Annotated in this window: 18 protein-coding genes and 2 tRNA genes; 12 read left to right on the top strand and 8 right to left on the bottom strand. The window is 56.8% G+C overall.

Annotated elements, in window-relative coordinates; genetic code table 11:
- Positions 1–250: 250 nt before the first annotated feature.
- Positions 251–865 (bottom strand): protein-methionine-sulfoxide reductase heme-binding subunit MsrQ, encoded by a 615-nt coding sequence (msrQ, locus tag ACR0J8_RS08905; protein WP_480523509.1) that lies wholly within the window; start codon positions 863–865, stop codon positions 251–253.
- Positions 866–869: 4 nt separating this feature from the next.
- Entirely contained in the window at positions 870–1772 is a 903-nt protein-coding gene (gene msrP, locus ACR0J8_RS08900) for a protein-methionine-sulfoxide reductase catalytic subunit MsrP (RefSeq protein ID WP_480523507.1), read from the bottom strand.
- A 291-nt stretch (positions 1773–2063) separates the two neighbouring features.
- Here msrP and ACR0J8_RS08895 point away from each other — a divergent pair, with 291 nt between their 5' ends.
- Positions 2064–2879 carry a cyclase family protein gene (locus ACR0J8_RS08895; RefSeq protein WP_480523506.1) on the top strand — a complete coding sequence of 272 codons (816 nt, stop codon included), beginning with the start codon at positions 2064–2066 and terminating at the stop codon, positions 2877–2879.
- Positions 2880–3069: 190 nt separating this feature from the next.
- Positions 3070–3663 carry an NAD(P)H-dependent oxidoreductase gene (locus ACR0J8_RS08890; RefSeq protein WP_480523504.1) on the top strand — a complete coding sequence of 198 codons (594 nt, stop codon included), beginning with the start codon at positions 3070–3072 and terminating at the stop codon, positions 3661–3663.
- A 132-nt stretch (positions 3664–3795) separates the two neighbouring features.
- On the opposite strand, the gene ACR0J8_RS08885 is transcribed toward ACR0J8_RS08890, so the two are convergent.
- The 3 genes from ACR0J8_RS08885 to ACR0J8_RS08875 all read right to left on the bottom strand — a co-directional run bounded on the left by ACR0J8_RS08885 (position 3796) and on the right by ACR0J8_RS08875 (position 9006).
- Positions 3796–5814 carry an acyltransferase family protein gene (locus tag ACR0J8_RS08885; RefSeq protein ID WP_480889751.1) on the bottom strand — a complete coding sequence of 673 codons (2019 nt, stop codon included), beginning with the start codon at positions 5812–5814 and terminating at the stop codon, positions 3796–3798.
- Positions 5815–5937: 123 nt separating this feature from the next.
- The gene (clpB, locus tag ACR0J8_RS08880) at positions 5938–8556 is read right to left on the bottom strand and encodes an ATP-dependent chaperone ClpB (RefSeq protein ID WP_480889748.1); all 2619 of its coding nucleotides are present in this window, start codon (positions 8554–8556) and stop codon (positions 5938–5940) included.
- A 129-nt stretch (positions 8557–8685) separates the two neighbouring features.
- Positions 8686–9006 (bottom strand): hypothetical protein, encoded by a 321-nt coding sequence (locus ACR0J8_RS08875; RefSeq protein WP_480889745.1) that lies wholly within the window; start codon positions 9004–9006, stop codon positions 8686–8688.
- Between the two features lie 149 nt (positions 9007–9155).
- On the opposite strand from ACR0J8_RS08875, the gene pyrF reads away from it, so the two are divergent.
- Entirely contained in the window at positions 9156–9860 is a 705-nt protein-coding gene (gene pyrF / locus ACR0J8_RS08870) for an orotidine-5'-phosphate decarboxylase (protein WP_480523497.1), read from the top strand.
- A 598-nt stretch (positions 9861–10458) separates the two neighbouring features.
- A complete protein-coding gene (locus tag ACR0J8_RS08865; RefSeq protein ID WP_480523495.1) occupies positions 10459–11712 on the top strand; it encodes a DNA polymerase IV in 1254 nt (417 codons plus the stop codon).
- A 2-nt stretch (positions 11713–11714) separates the two neighbouring features.
- On the opposite strand, the gene ACR0J8_RS08860 is transcribed toward ACR0J8_RS08865, so the two are convergent.
- Positions 11715–12575, bottom strand: a complete 861-nt coding sequence (locus tag ACR0J8_RS08860; protein ID WP_480523493.1) for an N-formylglutamate amidohydrolase — start codon at positions 12573–12575, stop codon at positions 11715–11717.
- Positions 12576–12722: 147 nt separating this feature from the next.
- On the opposite strand from ACR0J8_RS08860, the gene ACR0J8_RS08855 reads away from it, so the two are divergent.
- The 6 genes from ACR0J8_RS08855 to ACR0J8_RS08830 all read left to right on the top strand — a co-directional run bounded on the left by ACR0J8_RS08855 (position 12723) and on the right by ACR0J8_RS08830 (position 16685).
- Positions 12723–12797: transfer RNA gene (locus ACR0J8_RS08855), tRNA-Val, on the top strand.
- A 93-nt stretch (positions 12798–12890) separates the two neighbouring features.
- Positions 12891–13016, top strand: a complete 126-nt coding sequence (gene ykgO / locus ACR0J8_RS08850; RefSeq protein WP_005648635.1) for a type B 50S ribosomal protein L36 — start codon at positions 12891–12893, stop codon at positions 13014–13016.
- Positions 13017–13129: 113 nt separating this feature from the next.
- Positions 13130–14290: a sialidase family protein gene (locus tag ACR0J8_RS08845; protein ID WP_480889740.1), complete on the top strand. Its 1161-nt coding sequence runs from the start codon at positions 13130–13132 to the stop codon at positions 14288–14290.
- 193 nt (positions 14291–14483) lie between these two features.
- On the top strand, positions 14484–15500 hold the full coding sequence (locus tag ACR0J8_RS08840) for a Fe(3+) ABC transporter substrate-binding protein (RefSeq protein ID WP_480889737.1): 1017 nt from the start codon (positions 14484–14486) through the stop codon (positions 15498–15500).
- A gap of 115 nt (positions 15501–15615) precedes the next feature.
- Entirely contained in the window at positions 15616–16170 is a 555-nt protein-coding gene (locus tag ACR0J8_RS08835) for a helix-turn-helix domain-containing protein (protein ID WP_480523488.1), read from the top strand.
- Positions 16167–16685, top strand: coding sequence for an N-acetyltransferase family protein (locus ACR0J8_RS08830; RefSeq protein ID WP_480523487.1), 519 nt, complete (start codon positions 16167–16169; stop codon positions 16683–16685). The genes ACR0J8_RS08835 and ACR0J8_RS08830 overlap by 4 nt, the downstream gene beginning before the upstream one ends.
- A 71-nt stretch (positions 16686–16756) precedes the next feature.
- Here ACR0J8_RS08830 and ACR0J8_RS08825 read toward each other — a convergent pair.
- Together ACR0J8_RS08825 and ACR0J8_RS08820 are read right to left on the bottom strand one after the other, a co-directional pair.
- Positions 16757–16841, bottom strand: a tRNA-Leu gene (locus tag ACR0J8_RS08825).
- Between the two features lie 422 nt (positions 16842–17263).
- Entirely contained in the window at positions 17264–18712 is a 1449-nt protein-coding gene (locus ACR0J8_RS08820; protein WP_480523485.1) for a trimethylamine methyltransferase family protein, read from the bottom strand.
- Positions 18713–19061: 349 nt separating this feature from the next.
- Here ACR0J8_RS08820 and ACR0J8_RS08815 point away from each other — a divergent pair, with 349 nt between their 5' ends.
- Positions 19062–19553, top strand: a complete 492-nt coding sequence (locus tag ACR0J8_RS08815) for a hypothetical protein (protein WP_480523483.1) — start codon at positions 19062–19064, stop codon at positions 19551–19553.
- A gap of 3 nt (positions 19554–19556) precedes the next feature.
- Positions 19557–21569 carry a dynamin family protein gene (locus tag ACR0J8_RS08810; protein ID WP_480523481.1) on the top strand — a complete coding sequence of 671 codons (2013 nt, stop codon included), beginning with the start codon at positions 19557–19559 and terminating at the stop codon, positions 21567–21569.
- The last annotated feature ends 31 nt before the right edge of the window (positions 21570–21600 follow it).

Here is a 21600-nt window from a genome sequence, read left to right as displayed (position 1 = left end):
AGGCCGTCTCCCCGACCCGTCAGCACCGCCTCAGCAGCGCCAGTGAAGGGGGTTCTAAGCATAACACTTATCAGCCGCAAGCGAAAAAACAGAAGAAATCGAAAAAAGTTTGAGCAACAAGTTTTCTCATTTAAAAACATATTATTAAGTCGATGCTACGCTCGAAAAACTACAGACGACGGCATGGAAACGCACTAAATCCAGACAGCAAGACATTTATCCACAAGCTTGCCCACAGACTCGCCCTTGGTCAGGCAGAGTCTGCCGTCCTGAACCGCATCAAGGCTTCGGTCATCGGAAGGCGCAAAGCCAGAAGACCAACGATCAGGCCCAGATAAACCAGCGGCTCGATCTGAAATCCCTTTGCCAACATCACGTAGTGTAGCCCACCCAGGATTGCCGCCGGATAGGCCAGACGGTGCAGCTTGCGCCAAACCGGACCCAAATGCCGGACTGACCAGTTATTCGAGGTTAGCGCGAGCGGCAGCAATAACAAGAAACCGGCCATCCCGACTGTAACATAGGGGCGCTTGAGTATATCCGCCCAGATTTGACCCGGCACCTGTACGTCCAGAACAAGCCAGACCAGCAAGTGAAAACTGACATATCCGAATGTCAGAACACCGATTGCCCTGCGGAACTTCATCAGGTTCAGGCCCAGATGCTTGCGCAGCGGTGTGATTGCCAGTCCGAAAATCAACAACTGAAGAGCCATTTCGCCGTATTCATGCTCCAGGGCTTCAATGGGCTCCACGCCCAGACCTCCGGTCAAGCCCTGATAAAAAAACCAGGGTGCCGGCAGGAAACCGACCAGATAGATCAGCCAGACCGGGATTCGTCGCAGGTGATGATTCAAAAACTGCATGGTCTCAGTAGTTTTTCGCCAGATCCATGCCTTCGTAAAGACCGGCAACCTCTGTTTCATAACCATTGAACATCAGCGTGGGCTCGCGTTTGGCAAACAGCCCGCCTCCGATGCGACGCTCAGCGGCCTGCGACCAGCGCGGGTGATCCACATTGGGATTAACATTACTGTAGAATCCATACTCACGCGGGTTCGACATGTTCCAGCTGGTTGGTGGCTGCGTGTCTGTCAACATTATCCGGACAATCGACTTGATGGATTTGAAGCCGTATTTCCACGGAACCACCAGACGCAAGGGTGCGCCATTCTGGTTCGGGATCGGCTTGCCATAGATGCCCGTCGCCATGATCGTCAACGGATGCATGGCTTCATCCAGACGCAACCCTTCGCGATAAGGCCATTCCAGGATCGGGTATTGCACCCCCGGCATTTCGTCGGGGCGATAGGCGGTTTCGAATGCCACGTATTTGGCGCCCTCCTGAACCCCTGCCATGGCCAGCAGATCAGCCAGCTCAAACCCGTTCCAGGGGATAACCATTGACCACGCCTCGACGCAACGGAAACGGTAGATACGCTCCTCTACCGTCATTTCTGACATGATGCCCTTAAAGTCGTATTCGCCGGGGCGATCAACCAGACCATCTATCTTCACGCTCCAGGGTTCGGTTTTCAGCGAAGCGGCATATTTTGCCGGGTCATCCTTGCCCGTGCCGAACTCATAGTAGTTGTTGTATGATGTGATCTCTTCCCAAGTGTTCGGCTCAAGCGTATTCTGTGCATCTGCCGGCTTTGCCATCGCTGTCAATCCGACACCGGCCAGACCGGCCATGACCTGCCGCCGGTTAAGAAACGCCGACTTCGGGGTGACGTCTTCATGTGTCAGTGTGTTTCTCCAGCGATACGCCATTTGGGTCTCCATATTCCGTATTTCCCGGGCTCGGGATCGCCCGCTCATACCACATTGTCACCGCTATATACGCTCCAATCTGATGACATTCTCGCAAGCTGACGCAGCTGTTACCCGTGTTACAGGGGGATGGGCGTCAAAGATCCACAACGCTTTCATCTGGGCGCAATTTGATCGGCCCGTTGAAAAGCCTTCTCTTTACAAAGCAAATGCCGAGCGCGCAGTCTGTATCATGCTGTCAGACGCGAAATTGTCGCCTATGGAAATGGCAGCCTGAAAGGGAGAGGACTAATGTGTGACATCTGCGTAGTTAACGCGGTCAAGGACCGCATGCTGTCAAGACGGGGATTCTTCAAGGCCGCGGCAGCCTCTGGCGCGGCGATTGCCGCAACGGGCGCGACCGCGCCTGCCGCTCTGGCCCTAGTGCATGGCAAGGTCGAAGATATGACCCATACACTAAGTGCTGATTTCCCAACCTGGGGAGGTGACCCCGGTTTTGCCGGTGATCAGGTTTTCAATTTTGGGGAACACGGGTTTAACCTGTTCAATCTTACAATCAACGAGCATACCGGCACGCATATCGACGCCCCGCTGCATTTTTCCGCGGATGGCCTGTCTGTTGATGAAATACCGGTGACGGATCTTGTTGCCCCGCTTTGCGTGGTCGACATCGCAGCACGGGCCGCCGAAGATGCGGACACACTGCTTACGCCGGACGATCTGAAAGCGTGGATTGCAGCCAACGGCGACTTTCCTGACGGAGCCTGCGTGGCAATGCATTCAGGTTGGGCAGGCAAGACAGCCACCGATGAGTTCCGCAATTTTGACGGCGAGGCCCAGCACTACCCAGGCTTTCACGTTGAAGCCGCGCAGATGCTGATGGAGGAGACAGGCGCACGCTCGATTGCGGTAGACACTTTGTCGTTGGACCACGGGATCTCGGCGGACTTTGCAACTCATTACGCCTGGCTTCCTTCCGGACGTTTCGGAATTGAATGCCTTGCCGGGCTTGATCTGGTACCTGCTTCGGGTGCGACCCTCGTCATAGGCGCGCCAAAACATGCAGGCGGGACAGGAGGACCCGCACGAATTTTTGCACTGATCTGACGACACCGGGACGATCAATAAAGGGCTCGCCGCGATGGTGAGCCCTTGCTGCTTGGGCAATTGCTTCAGCGAGACCTAAGCAGCCAATCGATTGAAGCCGCCTGAACCAAACATGTTTTGTCTTGACCTAAACCTACCTTGAGCAATCAGGGTCCATTCGAAGACCGGATAGCAATAGAAGGATTCGCATGTGCATGTCCTGACAATTCTTGATCATCCAGACCCCAACTCATTCACCGTCGCTGCGGCGCGGAGCTTTATGGAAGGTGCGACAGCGGCCGGTCACACCACCGAGCTTGGCGACCTGCATGCAGAAGGTTTTGATCCGCGCTGGTCCATGGCCGATGTAGAAGGAAATCTGGCCTCCGACGCGCTGTCAGACGTTGTTGCCGAGCAGTCGCGAATTGCGCGCGCCGACGCAATCTGTCTGGCTTTTCCCCTGTTTTGGTGGGGAATGCCGTCCATGATGAAAGGCTGGGTTGATCGCGTATGGACCTGGGGGTGGGCGTATGACCAGTTGAATGATCCCGAGAAATCGCTCCAGAGGTCTCGCACCGGAGTACTGTTGGTACCAGCAGGGGCCCGATCCGACGAAATGGAACGCGCCGGATATCTTCAGGCGCTGGAAACAAGCTGGATGCAGGGTACCTTTGGGTATTTTGGGTTTTCACCACGCAACCTTGTTATTCTTCACGGATCGACCGGGTCGGAATCCCGGCGAAAAGCTCTGCTGGAAAAGTGCTACACTATCGGCCAGACCTTGCCCGTGCCTGAGAACCACTAGGATACATTTCGTCTCGTGGTATGGCTTTTTCGAACTCAATTGCGACGGGCCGAGTAGTTTGATCACTGCCCAAACCCAAATAATTTCACAGACGAGATTGTTTGGATGGACTGCCAAACACTTACCAAAACGTCAGTGCATATTCTCTTTTAACTGCTTCACCATCAAGCTGGCAGAACTGGTTGCGGCTTCCAGAGACGAATGGGAATGTTCATCGCGGTAGAGTACGATCCCATCCTCGCCAAAATAGTTACAAACCAGCCCCGGACAATAGAAGTCGAACAGATCCACAAAGATCGCAGTTTCGTTTTCCTCAAGCGTTGACAGTTCGGTGCGGACCCCGCCAACCCGATTGAGAGTTTGCTCGCGCGTCAGGTAGTGGCATGGACCGCCATTGGGCGCAAACCACTGGGCAACTGCCACCTCGGGCGTGCATCGGGCTTCGCGGACAAGAGGCAATGGACCAACAACTGCGAGCGAAATATCTTTTTCACTCAATTCACCGGCAAACCGCTGAATACCTTCCAAGTAACGCTGCAGAACCACGTCATCCTTCCCGCCTGAGCCGTACGAAAGCCCGCCAAGATCGCTAAGCATCAGAACCACATCCCCGGCACGAAGTTCACGCACCAATTCAGGCACTGCGTCTTCCCAATAGTGTTGATTGGCTTCTTTCCATGGTCCATTGTAACCAAGCTCAGGCACTGGCTGTGCGCCCCAGCTGGAGGTTAGCAAAACCGCCCAGTCTTCGGTTTCCGAAATCTCTCGAAATGCACCGCCAAAGGCGACGGAGAACGAGTTTCCGACCACCAGTATGCGTTTTTCAGCCGTTTCCCATGAACCGAAGACGCAGCCTTCAATTGGAATGGACCTCCCGACCTCGGTTGCGTCTCTGATAATACAAGGCCTTCCCTGCCAGACAGAACCATCATTTGCCTTCAACGGCGCCTCGAGGGTCGCCGGACCTTGTTGAGCAAGCGCCGGAGACACGCCGGAGTATAGGTTCCGGCTTACATCTTCTGACAATACCCAAAGGGCAATCAACGTTGTGACCAGCGCGGAGGACCCAACCAGGTAACCCGGCATTCTGGCTGCGGTCCACTTGGCATGGCGCAGAGGATTCTCGATAAACCGGTAGGACAGCGTAGCGGCCCCAAACATCACGAGAACAAAAAACGGTGCGGTGATCGCGGTTAGCCCGATCGTCCATTTGGCCAGAACGGCAACTGGCCAATGCCACAGGTACAGCGAGTATGAGATCTTACCGACCCAGCGAAGCGGCGTATTCGAAAGCGCCTTCGAGAAGGTTCCGGTCCGGACGGGGAACAGCAACAAGGTCGCCGACAAGACAACGGCAATGACCGTTGCAAAGTTGCGATTCAAGTCGACCTGTAAGGCAAACAAGATCAGCAACAGCCCCAGACAAACCGGAACGATCAGAGAGTTAAAACGCTGCGGTCGCCAAAGTCTGATCAGCACGGCAATGGCCACACCCAGCCCCAGCTCCCAGGCCCGGAAGTAGATCATGTAAAACGTGCCCACCGGATCCGCCTTGGCAAACAGCAAGTACGCTCCAAGCGACGCCAAGCAAAACACCGCCAATACCGTGATTGAAATCAGGTTTACCCTGCGCGGCAAAGCTGCTGACAGCGACAGCCACGCAGCAAGTGGAAAAAGAATATAGAATTGTTCTTCAACACCAAGGGACCAGGTATGCGTGAACAGGTTGAGATCCAGCAACCTGCCAAAATAGTCAAATTGCTGACTATAAAAGAAAAAATTTGAAAGCCCGACAGACGCCCAAAATGCGGTTTTCGTGTTGTCCTCCATGTCCTGAATAAAGAACGAACCCACTAGTGAGGACAGCAGAAGACACACAAACAAGGCAGGCGCCAGCCGCTTGAAGCGGCGCGCAAAGAAATGAGAAGCATTGGGCCAGAACTTCGTCCAATCCCAATCGATGACGGATCGGGCGATGACAAACCCTGAAATCACGAAGAAGACATCAACGCCCAGAAATCCGTAAGGAAGAAGATCGAGGCCGAGATGATCAATCAATACAGCCAGAACAGCAATGCCACGAAGGCCTTCGATATCTCCGCGAAACTTGTATGGCTCCGCGCTGGGGCCATGGAAGTCTGTTTGTTGCATTGCGGTTTTCCGGGGTCGTCCTGCGTGACTGCCGTGGGTGAGCGATATGCGCCTTACCAGACTTTTAGTCAAAAAGACAAATAGCCGCCAATATGGCGGCTATTTATCAGTTCAAATGTCAGATCAGTGCACCACGGCATCATCGGGCCTTGGACGTTCTGACGTACCCAGCCGATCGCCGATGATCAGCCCATCAGGTCCGGCGGTGACCGGTACAGTCCCGCCATCCTTGATCTCACCGGCCAACAACGCCTCGGCCAGCGGGTTTTGCAAGGCGCGCTGAATCACGCGCTTGAGCGGACGGGCACCGAAGACCGGGTCATAGCCTTCGTTCGCCAGCCATTCCTTCGCGCCATCGTCCAAAGCCAGCTCGATCTTGCGCGCAGCCAAACGTTTCTGCAGACGCGCCATCTGGATATCGACGATGCCATCCATATCGGCCCGCTTGAGGCGGTCGAAGATGATGGTCTCATCCAGACGGTTCAGGAACTCGGGTCGGAAATGCGCCCGCACCGCATCCATCACGTCACGCCGCGCCTGCGCGCTGTCCGCGCCCTCGGGCAACTGGCTCAGCGCCTGCGACCCAAGGTTCGACGTCAGGATAATCAGCGTCTGCTTGAAGTCCACCGTGCGGCCCTGACCATCGGTCAGGACGCCATCGTCCAGAACCTGCAACAGCACGTTGAAGACATCCGGGTGCGCTTTTTCGACTTCATCGAACAGCACGACCTGATAAGGCCTGCGCCGCACGGCTTCGGTCAGCACACCACCTTCGTCATAGCCGACATAGCCCGGAGGGGCACCGATCAGACGGGCGACTGCGTGTTTCTCCATGAACTCGGACATGTCGATGCGCACCATCGCGTTGTCATCGTCAAACAGGAAGTTCGCCACGGCCTTGGTCAGTTCGGTCTTACCCACACCCGTCGGGCCGAGGAACAGGAACGAGCCCAGTGGGCGGCCTTCGTCATTCAGACCGGCACGGGCCCGGCGAACGGCGTTGGCCACGGCAGTGACCGCCGCATCCTGACCGATCACGCGGGAATGCAGATCATCTTCCATCCGCAGCAGCTTCTCACGCTCGCCCTCCAGCATTTTCGAGGTCGGGATACCGGTCCAGCGCTCGACCACCGAGGCGATCTGTTCCGGTCGCACCGTTTCCTCGGCCATCATCTCGCTGCTTTCGGCGTTCTCGGCCTCGGTCAGCTTCTTTTCAAGCTCGGGGATGACGCCGTAAGACAGCTCACCCGCTTTGGCGAGGTTGCCTTCACGCTTGGCGATCTCAAGATCGGCCCGCGCCTTGTCGAGCTGTTCCTTGAGATCCCGCGCGCCTGCCAGCTTGTCGCGTTCAGCCTGCCATTGGGCGGTCATCTCGGCGGACGTCTCCTGCAGGTCGGCCAGGTCCTTTTGCAAGGTTTCCAGACGATCCTTGGAGGCCGCGTCATCCTCAAGCTTCAGCGCCTCTTCCTCGATCTGCATCTGCAGAATCTGGCGATCCAGCTGATCGAGCTCCTCGGGCTTGGAATCCACCTCCATCCTCAAGCGGGACGCCGCCTCATCGACAAGGTCGATGGCCTTATCGGGCAGGAAGCGGTCGGTGATATAGCGATGCGACAAAGTCGCCGCCGAGACCAGCGCTGAGTCCGAGATGCGCACACCGTGGTGCAGCTCGTATTTCTCCTTGATGCCGCGCAGAATGCTGATCGTGTCCTCGACCGACGGCTCCTGCACCATCACAGGCTGAAACCGGCGCGCAAGGGCGGCGTCTTTTTCTACGTATTTGCGATACTCATCCAGCGTGGTCGCGCCGATACAGTGCAGCTCACCCCGGGCAAGCGCGGGCTTGATCAGGTTGGCGGCATCCATCGCGCCTTCGGATTTACCCGCACCGACCAGCGTGTGCATCTCATCGATGAACAGGATGATCTCACCAGCGGCCTCGGTCACCTCGGTCAAAACGGCCTTGAGGCGTTCTTCGAACTCACCGCGGTATTTCGCACCGGCGATCAGCGCACCCATATCGAGCGCCAGCAGCTTCTTGTCCTTCAGCGATTCCGGCACGTCACCGTTGATGATGCGCAAGGCCATACCCTCGGCTATCGCGGTCTTACCGACGCCGGGTTCCCCGATCAGAACCGGGTTGTTCTTGGTGCGGCGCGACAGAACCTGCATCGAGCGGCGGATTTCCTCGTCCCGTCCAATAATAGGATCGATCTTGCCTTCAGCCGCCGCCTCGGTCAGGTCACGCGCGTATTTCTTGAGCGCGTCATAACCCTCTTCGGCGCTCGCGCTGTCAGCGGTGCGCCCCTTGCGAATGTCGTTGATCGCTTCGTTCAGTTTCTGGGCGGAAACAGCCCCGGCCTCCAACGCCTCTTTGGCCTTGGATTTCACCATGCACAGCGCCATCAAAACGCGCTCGACCGGCACAAAGCTGTCGCCCGCCTTGGTGGCGATCTTCTCGGCCTCGTCCAGAACCTTGGCGGTCTGGCCGTCCATGTAAATCTGGCTGGCGTCACCGCTGACCTTCGGGATTTTGCCCATTGCGGCGTCCAGCGCCTCGACCACGCGGTTGGGCGCACCGCCCGCGCGTGTGATCAGGTTGCTGGCCAGCCCCTGATCGTCATCCATCAATGCTTTGAGTATATGTGTGGGCTCCAGCCTCTGGTGCCCCTCGCGCAACGCAATGGTCTGCGCGGCCTGCACGAATCCCCGTGCCCGCTCGGTGAACTTGTTCAAGTCCATTTTATTCTCCTTTTTCTCAAGCGCCCTGAATATGATGCGCCCGCTTGGCGGCACGCTTCGGTCTGGGCCTCACATTCAATTTGGGAAATGTCTTCACGGCTTCAAGGGGCCAGGTTTCAATATTCGGCCTTATCCCCGCGGTATTGAGTAGACCGTGTAGCCGCCGGTCTCAGCCATTTGCCTGGCTTCGTACATGTCCACAAGCGATTGCGCCGCATCGCTGCCCGTCGGGCACGACACCAGATCGGCGGTATGATCCAGAAATTCGACGGTAAATGCGGTCTCGCCTGTGAGCTGGCACCAGTCGTCCTCTGATCGATATCCAAGCACCAGCAGCAGATCATCATTGGTCGGGACCGGGGCAGCGCCTGTGTCAGGTGTGTTGACGCGCGGCGCCTCATCACACGCGAAAAGCGCCAAGGTCGCCCCAAGCAAAATCAGTTTCTTCATATCGCAGTTCCCTATTCTTCATCACAAACCGGCAGGATCATAGCACAGAGTTGAATCCGCTAAGTGATCTGCATCACCCGGTTATCATGCATGGACAGAGCATACTGAACCCGTTAGGACGCACACGTTTGCCAAAAAGGAGCCTGCCCATGTCCGATGACCGCCTGATCGTTGCCCTTGATGTTCCGAATGCCCTGCAAGGGTTGGCCATGGCCGAGCGGCTGGGCGACAGCGTTTCGTTCTACAAGATCGGGTTGGGAATGCTGACCGGTGGCGGATTGGCCCTGGCCAATGAGCTGAAGCAGGACCACGGCAAACGCATCTTTCTGGACATGAAGCTGTTCGACATCGGCAACACAGTGGAAAACGCAGTACGCGGGTTGGCGCAATTCGATCTGGATTTCCTGACCGTGCATGGCGATCCGCACGTGGTTCGCGCGGCCAAAGAAGGGGCGGCAGGCAAAGACCTCAGGATTTTGGCGGTGACGATCCTGACTTCGCTGAACCGCGACGATCTGGATGCCAGCTTGCTGAAAGACGGATCAGTGCAGGAAATGGTCGTTGAACGTGCCGCACGTGCGCTGGAAGCCGGGGCCGACGGGGTCATTGCAAGCCCGCAGGAAGCTGCCCTGATCCGCGCCCTGCCCCAGGCCGAAGGTCGGCTGATCGTTACACCCGGTGTCCGCCCTGCAGGGGCCGCTTTGGGCGACCAGAAACGCGTGGCCACACCTGCCAGCGCCATCGGCGACGGGGCAGATCATATCGTGGTTGGCCGTCCGATTTATCAAGCTGACGACCCAAAAGCAGCAACCGAGGCCGTTTTGGCAGAGCTAAATTCTTTGACCACGAACTAAACAGACATGGCCGATTGACGTAGCCGACACACCCAAATCGGCTCGCAACGCCTTGACCTTAGGTCAATTTTGGCGTCAGCCGCGCCAAATCGTCCCTGTGCCTGAAAACACACATGAAAAACACAAGTTCAAAAGGCAAGTTCTCAACCCTGTCGTAATTGTGAGTTTTGCGCGATTCTGTAGGGGTATACTCCCCAACGGGCCATTTCTTCCTGAGGTCCGTTACCTCCCCCCGCGCAAGTGCGGGGGGGCTTCTTTGGTAAAATCCAGGCCTCCCATCACCGCGCAAATTCCGACCAAGAGGTCCCGCAGTCAGCGGCGCTTACCGGATGCGCAACCACTTCAAAAATCCCGCCTATGGCGCAATCCGCAAAAACATCATGGCCTTCGCGCCGACGCCGCGAAGATCTCTGCAGCCCGGTTAAGGAATACTCCGTAAGTCATTTCGCTGAATCACCACCGATTCTGGTTCCGAAAACAGCACCGTCTTTTGCCGTGTCGAAATCCATGTGCCGCTTTTGCTTTGTTCTGAACCACGTTAGAATTTAGCAGATTGCTCGGGCGAACCAAGCCCGCGCCGGGCTAGGAAGTGACTGAAATGCCTGCTCTCTGTCAGGATTGCCTTACACAAATGGAAGCCGGAAGCAGGTGCCCGTCCTGCGGCAGCCCGCGCGTCAAATCGCACCCGGAGCTATTTGAGCTGAACATCGCGCACATGGACTGCGATGCCTTCTATGCCTCGGTCGAAAAAAGGGACAACCCCGAACTCGCAGATAAGCCGGTTATCATTGGCGGCGGCAAACGCGGGGTCGTGTCCACCGCCTGCTATGTGGCGCGCATTCGGGGCGTGCGATCGGCCATGCCGATGTTCAAGGCATTGCAGCTGTGCCCCGACGCTGTGGTCATCAAACCGCGCATGTCGGTTTATGCGGACGTGTCACGTCAGATCCGGTCGATGATGGATGAACTGACCCCGGTTGTGGAGCCATTGTCGCTGGATGAAGCCTTTATGGACCTGTCGGGAACCTATCGCCTGCACGGCGCCCCACCAGCGGTGATGCTGGCGCGACTGGTCAAGAGGATGAAAGATGAGCTGGGCCTGACCGGGTCAATCGGACTGAGTCACAACAAGTTTCTGGCCAAGGTTGCATCCGACCTTGATAAACCACGCGGATTTTCAGTGATCGGCAAGGCTGAGACAGCGGAATTCCTGCACAACAAGCCCGTGCGGCTGATCTGGGGCATTGGCCCTGCGGCCCAGGACTCTCTGGACCGGGCTGGGATTCGCAGTTTTGCCGATTTGTTGCGTTGGGATCAGGAGGCTCTGACCGCACGGTTCGGGTCGATGGGTTATCGGCTGTGGCACCTGGCGCGCGGGCAGGACAAGCGCCGCGTTTCCGGCAATGAGCCGATGAAATCAATCAGCAATGAAACGACTTTCTTCGAGGATACGGCCAGTATCGACATTCTGGACGGGCATTTGTGGCGTATGTCCGAGAAAGTGGCCGACAGGGCCAAGGCCAAGGGGTTGGCGGGACGGGTCATTACACTGAAACTCAAGAAGGCCAATCACAAGATCATCACACGGCGCGTTTCCCTGCGCGACGCGACTCAGATCGCCGACCGCATCTATCGAACGGCGCGTGGGCTTTTTGATCAGGTCGGAGATCGGGGACCATACCGCCTGCTTGGTTGCGGATTGTCGGATCTGTGCCCCGAGCACCAGGCCGATATTTCGGGCGACCTGCTGGACCCCGGTGCGGCAAAGCGGTCACAGGCAGAGCGGGCCACAGATGAAATCCGACGACGTTTTGGATCTGAGGCGATCGTGAAAGGGCGCGCGTTGCGCTAGGGCTATTCGGCAGCCAGACGGGCCGGCTCGGCGCCGATGCAGGCAATCTCTGAGATCACATCGCGCAGTATGGTTCGGAATTCATCGAAATTTTCGCTGGGCTCAATGGTGTCTTCGTTCATATAAAGCGACCGGTCGATTTCAATCTGAACCGCATGTTGATGACGCACGGGGCGACCATAGGTCTGGGTCACGTAAGCACCGGCAAACGGGGCATTGCGCGCTACATTCAACCCGGCAGATTCAAAGGCAGCTTCGATTCGATCGACGACCTCACCAGTCGCTGATGCCCCAAACCGGTCGCCCAGAACAATTTCCGGCCGTTTGGACTGTGCATTGCTGGCCATGGCGACGGCTTCATGTGGCATCGAATGGCAATCGATCAAAATAGCCTGCCCAAATGCCTCGTGCGATTCTGACAAAAGGGACTTCAGGCGTGCGTGATACGGGCGCCAGCATGTGTCGATCCGCAGGCGCGCTTCGTCCATCGTCAGTTTCCCGCGATAGATGGCCCGACCGTTGGCAACGACGCGCGGAATCACACCCAACCCGGACGCAACACGCGGGTTGTGACCATGTCTGCGCGCGCCTTCGATCAGGGCCGGATCCAGTTCATCGGCACTGCGATTCAGATCCAGGTATGCGCGCGGCATTGCAGCCGATATCAGCGGCGCACCAAATTCGGATGCCGGGGCAAACAGCTGATCGACAAAAGCATCCTCCGAGGATCGAATCACGCTTGGGCTTAACACTGTCTTCTTGAGCAGGGAATCAGGGTAGACGCGCCCGCTGTGTGGAGAGGAAAACACCACGCATGACGTACGCTTGACGGGCAATTCCAGTATATAGGCTGCGTTCGACATGGTGACTCCTTGTTCGCACTCAACATAGACCGGAAAATAGTTCTTCCAAACCCCTTGAACCCCTTTGCGACTCCTTTTATAGACCCCGCTACCGGCGCGGGGTTCCGCGCCCCATTTCGTTATGGGGCACATCTCGCAAAGGTAAGTGGGCGGTTAGCTCAGCGGTAGAGCACTTCGTTGACATCGAAGGGGTCACAAGTTCGATCCTTGTACCGCCCACCATCGTTTTCACTGCTTCGGGTCTGACCCGGGGCACCCGCTAACCCAGGCGCTGGCCACGTCTCTGATGAAGGCGCCGCAGATTGGAGACAGACCATGAAGGTCAAGAACTCGCTCCGCTCGCTCAAGAACCGGCACCGTGACTGCCGTGTTGTGCGTCGCAAAGGCCGCGTCTACGTGATCAACAAGACGCAGCGCAAGTTCAAAGCTCGTCAGGGCTAAGAACTGCATTGAACCGCTAAAAGAAGCCGCGCCGTTGAGCGCGGTTTTTTTGTTGTCTGCATTAGTCCGCGCAACATGGTACGCTTGCCTCATTTGATCGGAGCGCGAATTCCATGAGAGGACAAGGCGTCGACATACTGGTCGGAACGACCAAAGGCACATTCATCATCACCAGCGACCATGACAGGTCGAATTGGAAAGTTTCAGGCCCGCATTGCGATGGCTGGCCGATAAACCATGTGATCGGCGACGCAGAAACGGGCCTGCTTTGGGCCGGTGGCGGCAGCGATTGGCACGGCGCGGGCATCTGGCGGTCTGAAGACGGTGGAGAAACTTGGGAAGTGACAAGGCTTACCACCGGTCAGAGGGACGAATGGGCCAGCAATGACCCTGATTTCGCCAAGATGGTCGGCTGGACCGGCGAACCTATGCCTTTCACCGACGCATTTTCACAAATCTGGTCGCTGAGCTACGGGCACGGCACGTTGTATGCAGGCGCCAAACCAGCGCGTTTGCTGACCAGCCATGACAACGGGCGGACGTGGGAGACTGTCGAAGGCCTTACCAACCATCCTTCAGCGCCGGACTGGAATCCAGGGGGCGCCGGATTGGTATTGCACACAATCCTGGCAGACCCGGATGACAGCCAAAAACTCTGGGTCGGCATCTCAGCGGCGGGGGTCTTTGCGTCAGAAGACGGGGGCAGGAATTGGGAACGGCGCAACCGGTTGTCCAACGCGGAAAGCTGTGATCACCACGATCATCCCGCAGCCCCAAAGGATGGTGAAACAGGTCATTGCGTGCACAATATGGTTCGGGCCCCGAAGACCACGGACTTGCTGTACCAACAGAATCACCACGGAGTCTGGCGCTCGGTCGACGGGGGGCGCAGTTGGGAGGATATTACCGAGGGCCTTCCATCGACTTTCGGTTTTCCGATTCATGTTCATCCGCGAGATCCTGGCACGATCTGGACTTTACCCCTGAACGGCGACAGCATCGGCCGCTATCCACCCGACGCAGCAGCAGCGGTTTGGAAATCCACTGACGGCGGCGCGACATGGCAAGATCAACGGCACGGGCTGCCGCAGGAAAGCTGCTATTTTACGGTACTGCGTCAGGCTATGGCCGGAGACAGCCGAGACCCCGCAGGAGTTTATTTTGGGACAAACAGCGGGTCTGTTTTCGCGACCGGTGATGAAGGGGACACCTGGAACGAAGTGGCCCGACATTTGCCGACCATTCTCTCTGTTGAGGTTCTGGACCACGAATAGATCATTCGTGGCGATGAGACACTGATCCAATCACGGCCAGCGGCTCGAATGGTCATGAAGAGTGTGAAGATACAAGCTGCGCCATTTTGACCGAGTAAATTTGTCAGATTTCCTTGCATCCTCCCGAGAATCGTATAATTGACCAATTCAGTCGGATAACGATCCGCTACAACTTCAATCGTTGGGAAATATGATGCTGAAATCCTCTACATGCGTTGCTGCCGCTCTGACGGCCCTGATTGCAACCTCCGCCACCGCTGACGGCGAGCTGAACCTCTATTCTTCGCGCCACTACGACACGGATCAGCGTCTTTACACCGATTTTGAAGATGCCACCGGGATCACTATCAATCGCATCGAAGGCAAAGCAGACGAACTGATCGCTCGGATGGAAGCCGAAGGCGCAAATTCTCCGGCCGATATCCTGCTGACAGTTGACACATCACGCCTTGCGCGCGCCAAGAACGCAGGCATTCTGCAGACCGTGGACAGCGAAGTACTGGAAGACCGCATTCCGGCAAATCTTCAGGACGAAGACAATCAATGGTATGGATTTTCGCAGCGCGCCCGCATCATCTTCTTTGACAAGGAAGGCGTCGCCAACCCTCCGGCTTCTTATCTGGACCTGGCCAAACCCGAATTCAAAGGTCAAGTCTGCATTCGTTCGTCCAGCAATACCTACAACCAAACCCTGCTGGCCTCGATCATTACCAACCACGGCGCGGAAGAAGCAAAAAAATGGGCCGAAGGTGTCGTTGCCAACATGGCGCGTGACCCACAGGGTGGTGACACAGACCAACTCCGCGGCATCGTTTCGGGTGAATGCGAAATCGCGGTGTCCAATTCCTACTATTTCGCACGTGCCTTACGTAAGGACGTGAAGGGCCTGAGCGACCAGATTGACATGATCGGCGTGCAATTCCCCGCTCAGGACGCCGAAGGCGCACATATGAACCTTTCCGGCGCGGGCGTTGCGGCACATGCCCCGAACAAAGAAAACGCAATCAAGTTTCTTGAATATCTTGCCAGCGAACAGGCTCAGGAATACTTCTCGTCCGGTAATGACGAATTCCCGGCTGTTGAAGGTGTTGCTCTGGCTGAGCCGGTCGCTGCTCTGGGTGATTTCAAGGCTGACAGTGTCAACCTGTCCGAAGTTGCCAAAAACATTCCGGATGCGCAGAAGATCTTCAATGAGGTCGGCTGGAAATAAGCTGGCTCCATTCGAGCGGGAACGAGGCGCGGTCAGACGCGCCTCTTTTTCTATTGATTAAGGCTAAAAATCTACCAATACTCCCAGATAAGGGAAAAATTCTCGGTTCTGAAAAATGCTTGATAATATCTCGAACCGGCTTGCAAGCCAGCTGAGAGAACTGCGCAGAAGACAAGGCTGGTCCCTGGACCAGCTGGCCAGCCGCAGCGGACTTAGCCGGGCGACCCTGTCCCGCCTTGAAAAAGGCGATGTCAGCCCGACGGCGGAAAGCCTCGGGCGTTTGTGCGCAGCCTACCGGTTGCCCATGTCCCGGCTTTTAATGATGGTCGAAGACAGTTTCGACCCCAAAGTTCCGTTCGAACGACAGGCCGAATGGCGCGATCCGGAAACCGGTTTCACACGGCGCTCGGTTTCACCGGCCGCACCCGGGCTTAGCGGTGAAGTTCTGGAATGTCACTTGCCGCGGAACACCGTGATTTCCTATGACGCACCCCCCAATCCGGGGCAAGAACACCATTTAGTCGTATTGGACGGCGGCCTTTCCCTGACGCTGGATGAAACAACACATGAACTGGCCGGAGGAGATTGTCTGCGGTATCACCTGTCTGGCCCGACCCGGTTTGAAACAGGCGCACTGAAAGGCGCGCGTTATATTCTGGTGTTGTTGTGATACAGCGGCTTGACGAAAACAGCTTTGAAGCCGCCCTGCCCGATCTCAGCGAGATTCTCCACGCCTGCGTTCATGCAGGGGCCAGTATTGGCTTCATTCTCCCTTTTTCCCACGAGGATGCGCGGGCGTATTGGCTGGACAGGATACTGCCGGACTTACAGGCCGGTCTTTTGGATCTGTTTGTGTTTCTGGACCGGGGCCGCATTTTGGGAACGGTCCAGCTTGTCCCTGCAGCGATGCCAAACCAACCGCATCGCGCGGATGTAGCCAAATTGCTGGTTCACCCCGATGCAAGAAGGCGCGGTCTTGGGAGAAAACTGATGGCAGCGCTTGAGGGGCGTGCGATCGAACGCGGCAGATCCGTATTGGTTCTGGATACGCGCAGCACAGACCCTTCCAGAATCTTGTACCAAAGCATTGGATTCCGGAGTGCCGGGGAAATCCCAAATTACTGCCGCAACCCCTTTGAAGACCGCCTGGAACCCACAACGTTCATGTTCAAATTGCTGGAGTAAGAACGGCGCATGAGGGTTGTCGAACCCACAGTTCAATGTTTGCTTATTATCAGTGAGTTTAGAAGATCGTGTGGTGCGGGTGGAGGGACTTGAACCCCCACGCCTTGCGGCGCCAGAACCTAAATCTGGTGCGTCTACCAATTTCGCCACACCCGCATTCCGGCATTTGCGCGCCGGATTGACGCGGTCAATATCAAAGCTTGAAACCAAGTGCGAGAGGGAATTGCAGGTGACGCCAAAGTTTATTCCCATTCGCAATATTACGCCTGTTCAAGGTACTGATCCAAATTCTTTCATGGCAACCGTCAGTTGAACTAACTCCTGTTCAATGCCGTGTAGAAACAAGGACATGGCGATGCAATTGAACAGGCCCTGCTGAGTTTATTCATCTCTACTGAGATGATCGGCACAATAGGTGCGCAATCGGATGAGGCGTTCATGAAGTCATCTGCGCGAGCATTTCTGCTTCGCAAAGTCCGCTGGGTCCAATCAATCAGAGCTCTGCGCACCAAAGCAGAAAAACCAATGCAAGTCCGCCCACTACCGGCAATCCCGATTTCCGCTGACGCGTGTGGTGCTCAAATCTTCAGGCGAATAGGCAACCGCGCACGCAAAGCCTCCTCGGCCTTGGCGGGCAGATGGTCGGGCGCGGGTTGTGCCTCGATCTGGGCAACGCGGGCGATGGCGCGGTCCCATACTGTCTGCGCACCGCTTTCCAGCCAGTCATTGACGCTTTGGCGGTCGCCCAGAGAGGGGTAGACATATTCGCGGGTCATTAGGTTCAGTGTTTGAGCGGTGCCAAGATAGTGCCCGTCGCCTGTGACGACCTCTTCGATCAGGTCAAGATCAATCGAGTTGTCACACATCTCGACCCCGCGAACAGACCGCAGGATCGCACCGCACATGTCGTTGTCGATCACCAGCGCCTCTTTGCTGGCGGCCATGATCGAGCCCAGCATGCCGACCGAAAGATTGATCATGTCCGCCCCGCCCTGCGCTGCCAGGGCGATGGTATAGCCTTTCTCGTATCCTGACTGCGCGTCAGCCGTCTTGGCGTCAGTCATCCCGGCGGAAACAGTCGATGGCAAGCCGAGGTTCAGCAACAGCTGCGCGGCGGCGGCATTGGCGATTGCGGCTTCACCCGATCCGCCGGTCATGGCCCCGGTGCGCAAATCCGAGATGAATGGCAGAAAGGCAAGGATGCAGGGAAAGCCGGACCTCATCATGTTGACTAGCACCAGACCCGCCATCGATTCTGCCAGACCTTGCGCCAGCGCTCCGGCAAGAGAGGCCGGGCTGGTTGCCCCCGCCTGAGCCGCCGAACAGATCTGGAGCGGCATCCCAAGACGCACGCATTCGCGCATGACACCACATGCTTCTTCGGCCAGCGTCAACGGCGGCACCACATGACAAACCGAGGCAAAGCAAAACGGTTGCCTCCTGAAACCCCCTTCTGCCCCCAACGCCTGATCAAGCATCTCGATCACTGGGGCGACGTGCGCCGGCTCGAAAAAGCTGGTGCCGATGGGCTTTGATGTCGCCTTCATTGCTGCAAAGGCGGTGTTGATATCCAACGTCAAAGGGTCTTCCAGATCCCGCGCGACCACCGGGCGCAAAGAATAGTGAATCGCATCACAGGAATCGACGATCCGCATCAGACCATAAAGGTCCTTCAGCGTGCTGTCGCGATATGTATTGGTTTCGGAATCAAGGATGTGTACGGCCGCGCCGCCAGTACCTATATGGACCTTTCCACCGCCTATCTCGATCCCGCGATCCTTGATGAACCCGGGCAGTTCGACCCGCTTGCAGGCCTTGGAAATCACCTCTTCAACCAAAGCGCGGGGAAAGGTGATACGCCCGTCCGCCCGCTGCAACGCGCCGTTGTCCAGCGCCAGATCACGGATGTCACGGGACGCACCCGACACTCCTGTCCGTTCCAGAATATCAAACGCGGCGTTGGTAATTTGGGCAAGCTTGCCCTCGTCCAGCGGTCTGAACCGTCCACCGAAAGGTGGCGGCGTCATTTGGTGCGCAGAAAGTTCCAAGCCCCGACCGGATCGTGATCGCCGCATGTCTACATCCTATGTGGATCCCCATGCGGAGGCATATTAGGAAGCGCCACTTTCAAGCTCAATTCTATTAGTTGCATAATTTCGTGAAATTATTTCGCTCAATGTAGGTCAGGCCCACCACCCGCCCTGAACAGGGGGCCTGTCCTTTTTGCTGTCGGGAAGGAAATCAAGCGAACTCTCCCATGGGTTGAGGCATTCTTATGCGCGCCTCACCACATTCGCGCCACAATTCAAACGTTAAAATATCTTATTCGCGTCAAAATAACACCGCCTTGAGGGTTCTTCTTGGGCACAGGAGTTAATGAGTCTTTTTGCGCATCTGCTGCGCTGTACCAGTGTTTCACTCAACTCCAGCACAAGGGTCTTTACCGTGACCGACATGATGAACTCCGCCGCTGCCGAGCAAGACGCTGTCGTTTTTGCACGTCAAAGTTTTCTTGGTGAACTCAAAACACTGAACCGCGATTACCCTGACACGGGATTTGGCATTGCGTTGCGAACCCATTCCGGCGACCACTATCTGCTGGCCAATGCGCGGATGCCTTTGCCTTCCTTCAAATCTGAAGGGTTTCCCACCGGACGCCAGGTTGCACGCCTGGAAAACGGTGATCATTTCAGTCTGATCGAAGTTCTGGCCGATGCCGGGGCATATGAAAACATTTCTCCGCGCGCTGAAGCCGAAATTCTGGGCAACGCTCTGGATCTGATTGCCCGGATCGACACCCTGACCCGCGCGCCTTCTGGCCGAATGCCGGAAACCCTGCAAATCGCCGCAACTGGAACCGGAGGCTGATCCATGGCGCGCAACGAACATCTTCTGTCCGTAGGTAATGAGGCCCTGTCACCTATGACGTCGGCCATGACGTCCCTGACGGCTCAGATCGACCAATTGACGGAAGTGGCCGATGCGCGCTCTTCGGCACGGCTGGCGACACTCAAGACGCGGATGGAGAACTTTACCGCGTCAGTGACGCTGGTCGGGCAGGTGAAGGCCGGTAAATCCTCGATCGTGAACATCCTTGCGGGCCGTCCAGCCCTGCTGCCGTCGGATGTGAACCCATGGACCTCGGTTGTCACCACCCTGAACATCAACACCCGTACGCAGGGCGGCACCAAGTCCAGGTTTACCTTCTTCGAGCAGGAGGAGTGGGACAATCTGATGGTCGGCGGCGGTCGGCTGGGCGAACTGGCCAACCGGGCTGGTGCGGACGACGAAATGGATGATATCCGGCGTCAGATCAATGAAATGAAGTCCAAGTCCGAAGCGCGGTTGGGAAAGCACTTCGACCTGATTCTCGGCCAGAGCCACCAGTACGACTATTTCGATGAGGAACTGATCCAGCGCTATGTGTGTCTGGGGGACGAAGACGACCCGGATATTAACCCAAAAACGGGGCGGTTCGCCGATGTCACCAAATCAGCGGAACTGTTCATGGATATTCCCCAATATCCGATCTCGCTGAAGCTCTGCGACACGCCCGGTGTGAACGATACCTTCATGGTGCGCGAACAGATCACCTTGCGCAGCTTGCGCGGATCCGAGGTCTGTATTGTGGTTCTCGCGGCCAGTCAGGCGCTGACCACCATGGATATGGCGCTGATGCGGATCATCGCCCAATTCGAACACCGTCAGATCATCCTGTTCGTGAACCGGATCGACGAGCTGGCCGATCCCGTCAATCAGGTTCCGGAAATCCGCGACCGGATTCAGGACACGCTGAAACAGAACAACATCGACACAAACACCAGCGTTGTATTTGGAAGCGCTTTGTGGGCCGAGGCCGCACTGACTGGCAACCCCGACATCCTGACAGAAGAATCTCGACAGGCGCTGAACACGTTCTACCTGGCGGCCGGATTTGGCGATCAGGCACCTTCGCTTGACAAAATCTGGGCGTTGTCCGGTCTGCCTGACCTTCTGCTGGCCATGAATGAACGCATTGCCGAAGGCGCGGGCACCCGTCTGCTGGATCGTGTGCGCCACCGGGCCCGAAACATTGCCAGCCAGATTCGGGCCACGGCCGTCGCCAAGACTCTGTCTGGTGGCGAAGGAGTGGTTCGGGATCTGGACGGAGTATCGCCAGAAGACGCCATTTCCACCGTAGCCGCCGAATACGAAAAGAAGGTCGCTGACCTGACCACGTCGCTGCGCGACAAGGTGCTTGAACGGTTGGCCTCGGCCGAGGCGAATTTTGTCAAACGGGCGACGGATTCCCTGATTTCCCATCTGGAACAGAACGGCGAACAAGGCACCTGGCAGTATGATCCGGCCGGGCTGCGCACCCTGCAGAAGGCCGCCTATTTCAGCTTCGCCCGATCCATCCGCAAGGAAGCCGGAGCGCTGTACGCAACCGCCGCAACGGACGTGGAAGCCCTGTATCACAGGTTGCTGGGCAACCATTTGGGTGAATTCAAGATCGAAGCCCCGATTGTACCGCGCGTCCCGCCGCCATTGGGCATCGGGCGAACCATTGCGCTTGATTTGCAAAGCACCTGGTGGCGCCGCTGGTGGAAACGCCGCAAAGGATTCGAGGCTTATGCGGCGGATTACACCCGCCTGATCGCCTCCGAAGCGAACTCGATCACCAAGGATATCGAAGAAAACCAGATCGCAGCCGTTCTGGAAAACGTCAGGGCTACTCTGTCCGATTTCATGCGTGAACAGAAAGAGACCCTGCTGAACATCTCGGCTACGGCGGAGCAGGATCCCGGACGCAACACCGCATTGATGGCAGGCATCCAACTGCAGAAATCGCGGGACGAAATTCTGGGTAGCATCCTTAAAGATCTAAGTAACGAGGCAGCATAAGTAGAGATATGACAAAAGACTCACAAAACCG

It is taken from the genome of Ruegeria sp. N11 (genome assembly GCF_056531525.1).
The sequence above is the reverse complement of the archived record's forward strand: the minus strand, read 5'-3'. Positions and strand labels throughout refer to the sequence as shown.

Bases quoted from the DNA above. Each gene is read 5' to 3' on its own strand.
- ACR0J8_RS08895 (WP_480523506.1), top strand. From the start codon at position 2,064: ATGTGTGACATCTGCGTAGTTAACGCGGTCAAGGACCGCATGCTGTCA.
- ACR0J8_RS08820 (WP_480523485.1), bottom strand. From the start codon at position 18,712: ATGACGCCGCCACCTTTCGGTGGACGGTTCAGACCGCTGGACGAGGGC.
- ACR0J8_RS08845 (WP_480889740.1), top strand. From the start codon at position 13,130: ATGAGAGGACAAGGCGTCGACATACTGGTCGGAACGACCAAAGGCACA.
- ACR0J8_RS08840 (WP_480889737.1), top strand. From the start codon at position 14,484: ATGCTGAAATCCTCTACATGCGTTGCTGCCGCTCTGACGGCCCTGATT.
- ACR0J8_RS08815 (WP_480523483.1), top strand. From the start codon at position 19,062: ATGAGTCTTTTTGCGCATCTGCTGCGCTGTACCAGTGTTTCACTCAAC.
- ACR0J8_RS08810 (WP_480523481.1), top strand. From the start codon at position 19,557: ATGGCGCGCAACGAACATCTTCTGTCCGTAGGTAATGAGGCCCTGTCA.
- clpB (WP_480889748.1), bottom strand. From the start codon at position 8,556: ATGGACTTGAACAAGTTCACCGAGCGGGCACGGGGATTCGTGCAGGCC.
- ACR0J8_RS08885 (WP_480889751.1), bottom strand. From the start codon at position 5,814: ATGCAACAAACAGACTTCCATGGCCCCAGCGCGGAGCCATACAAGTTT.
- msrQ (WP_480523509.1), bottom strand. From the start codon at position 865: ATGCAGTTTTTGAATCATCACCTGCGACGAATCCCGGTCTGGCTGATC.
- ykgO (WP_005648635.1), top strand. From the start codon at position 12,891: ATGAAGGTCAAGAACTCGCTCCGCTCGCTCAAGAACCGGCACCGTGAC.
- ACR0J8_RS08865 (WP_480523495.1), top strand. From the start codon at position 10,459: ATGCCTGCTCTCTGTCAGGATTGCCTTACACAAATGGAAGCCGGAAGC.
- msrP (WP_480523507.1), bottom strand. From the start codon at position 1,772: ATGGCGTATCGCTGGAGAAACACACTGACACATGAAGACGTCACCCCG.
- ACR0J8_RS08860 (WP_480523493.1), bottom strand. From the start codon at position 12,575: ATGTCGAACGCAGCCTATATACTGGAATTGCCCGTCAAGCGTACGTCA.
- ACR0J8_RS08875 (WP_480889745.1), bottom strand. From the start codon at position 9,006: ATGAAGAAACTGATTTTGCTTGGGGCGACCTTGGCGCTTTTCGCGTGT.
- ACR0J8_RS08835 (WP_480523488.1), top strand. From the start codon at position 15,616: ATGCTTGATAATATCTCGAACCGGCTTGCAAGCCAGCTGAGAGAACTG.
- pyrF (WP_480523497.1), top strand. From the start codon at position 9,156: ATGTCCGATGACCGCCTGATCGTTGCCCTTGATGTTCCGAATGCCCTG.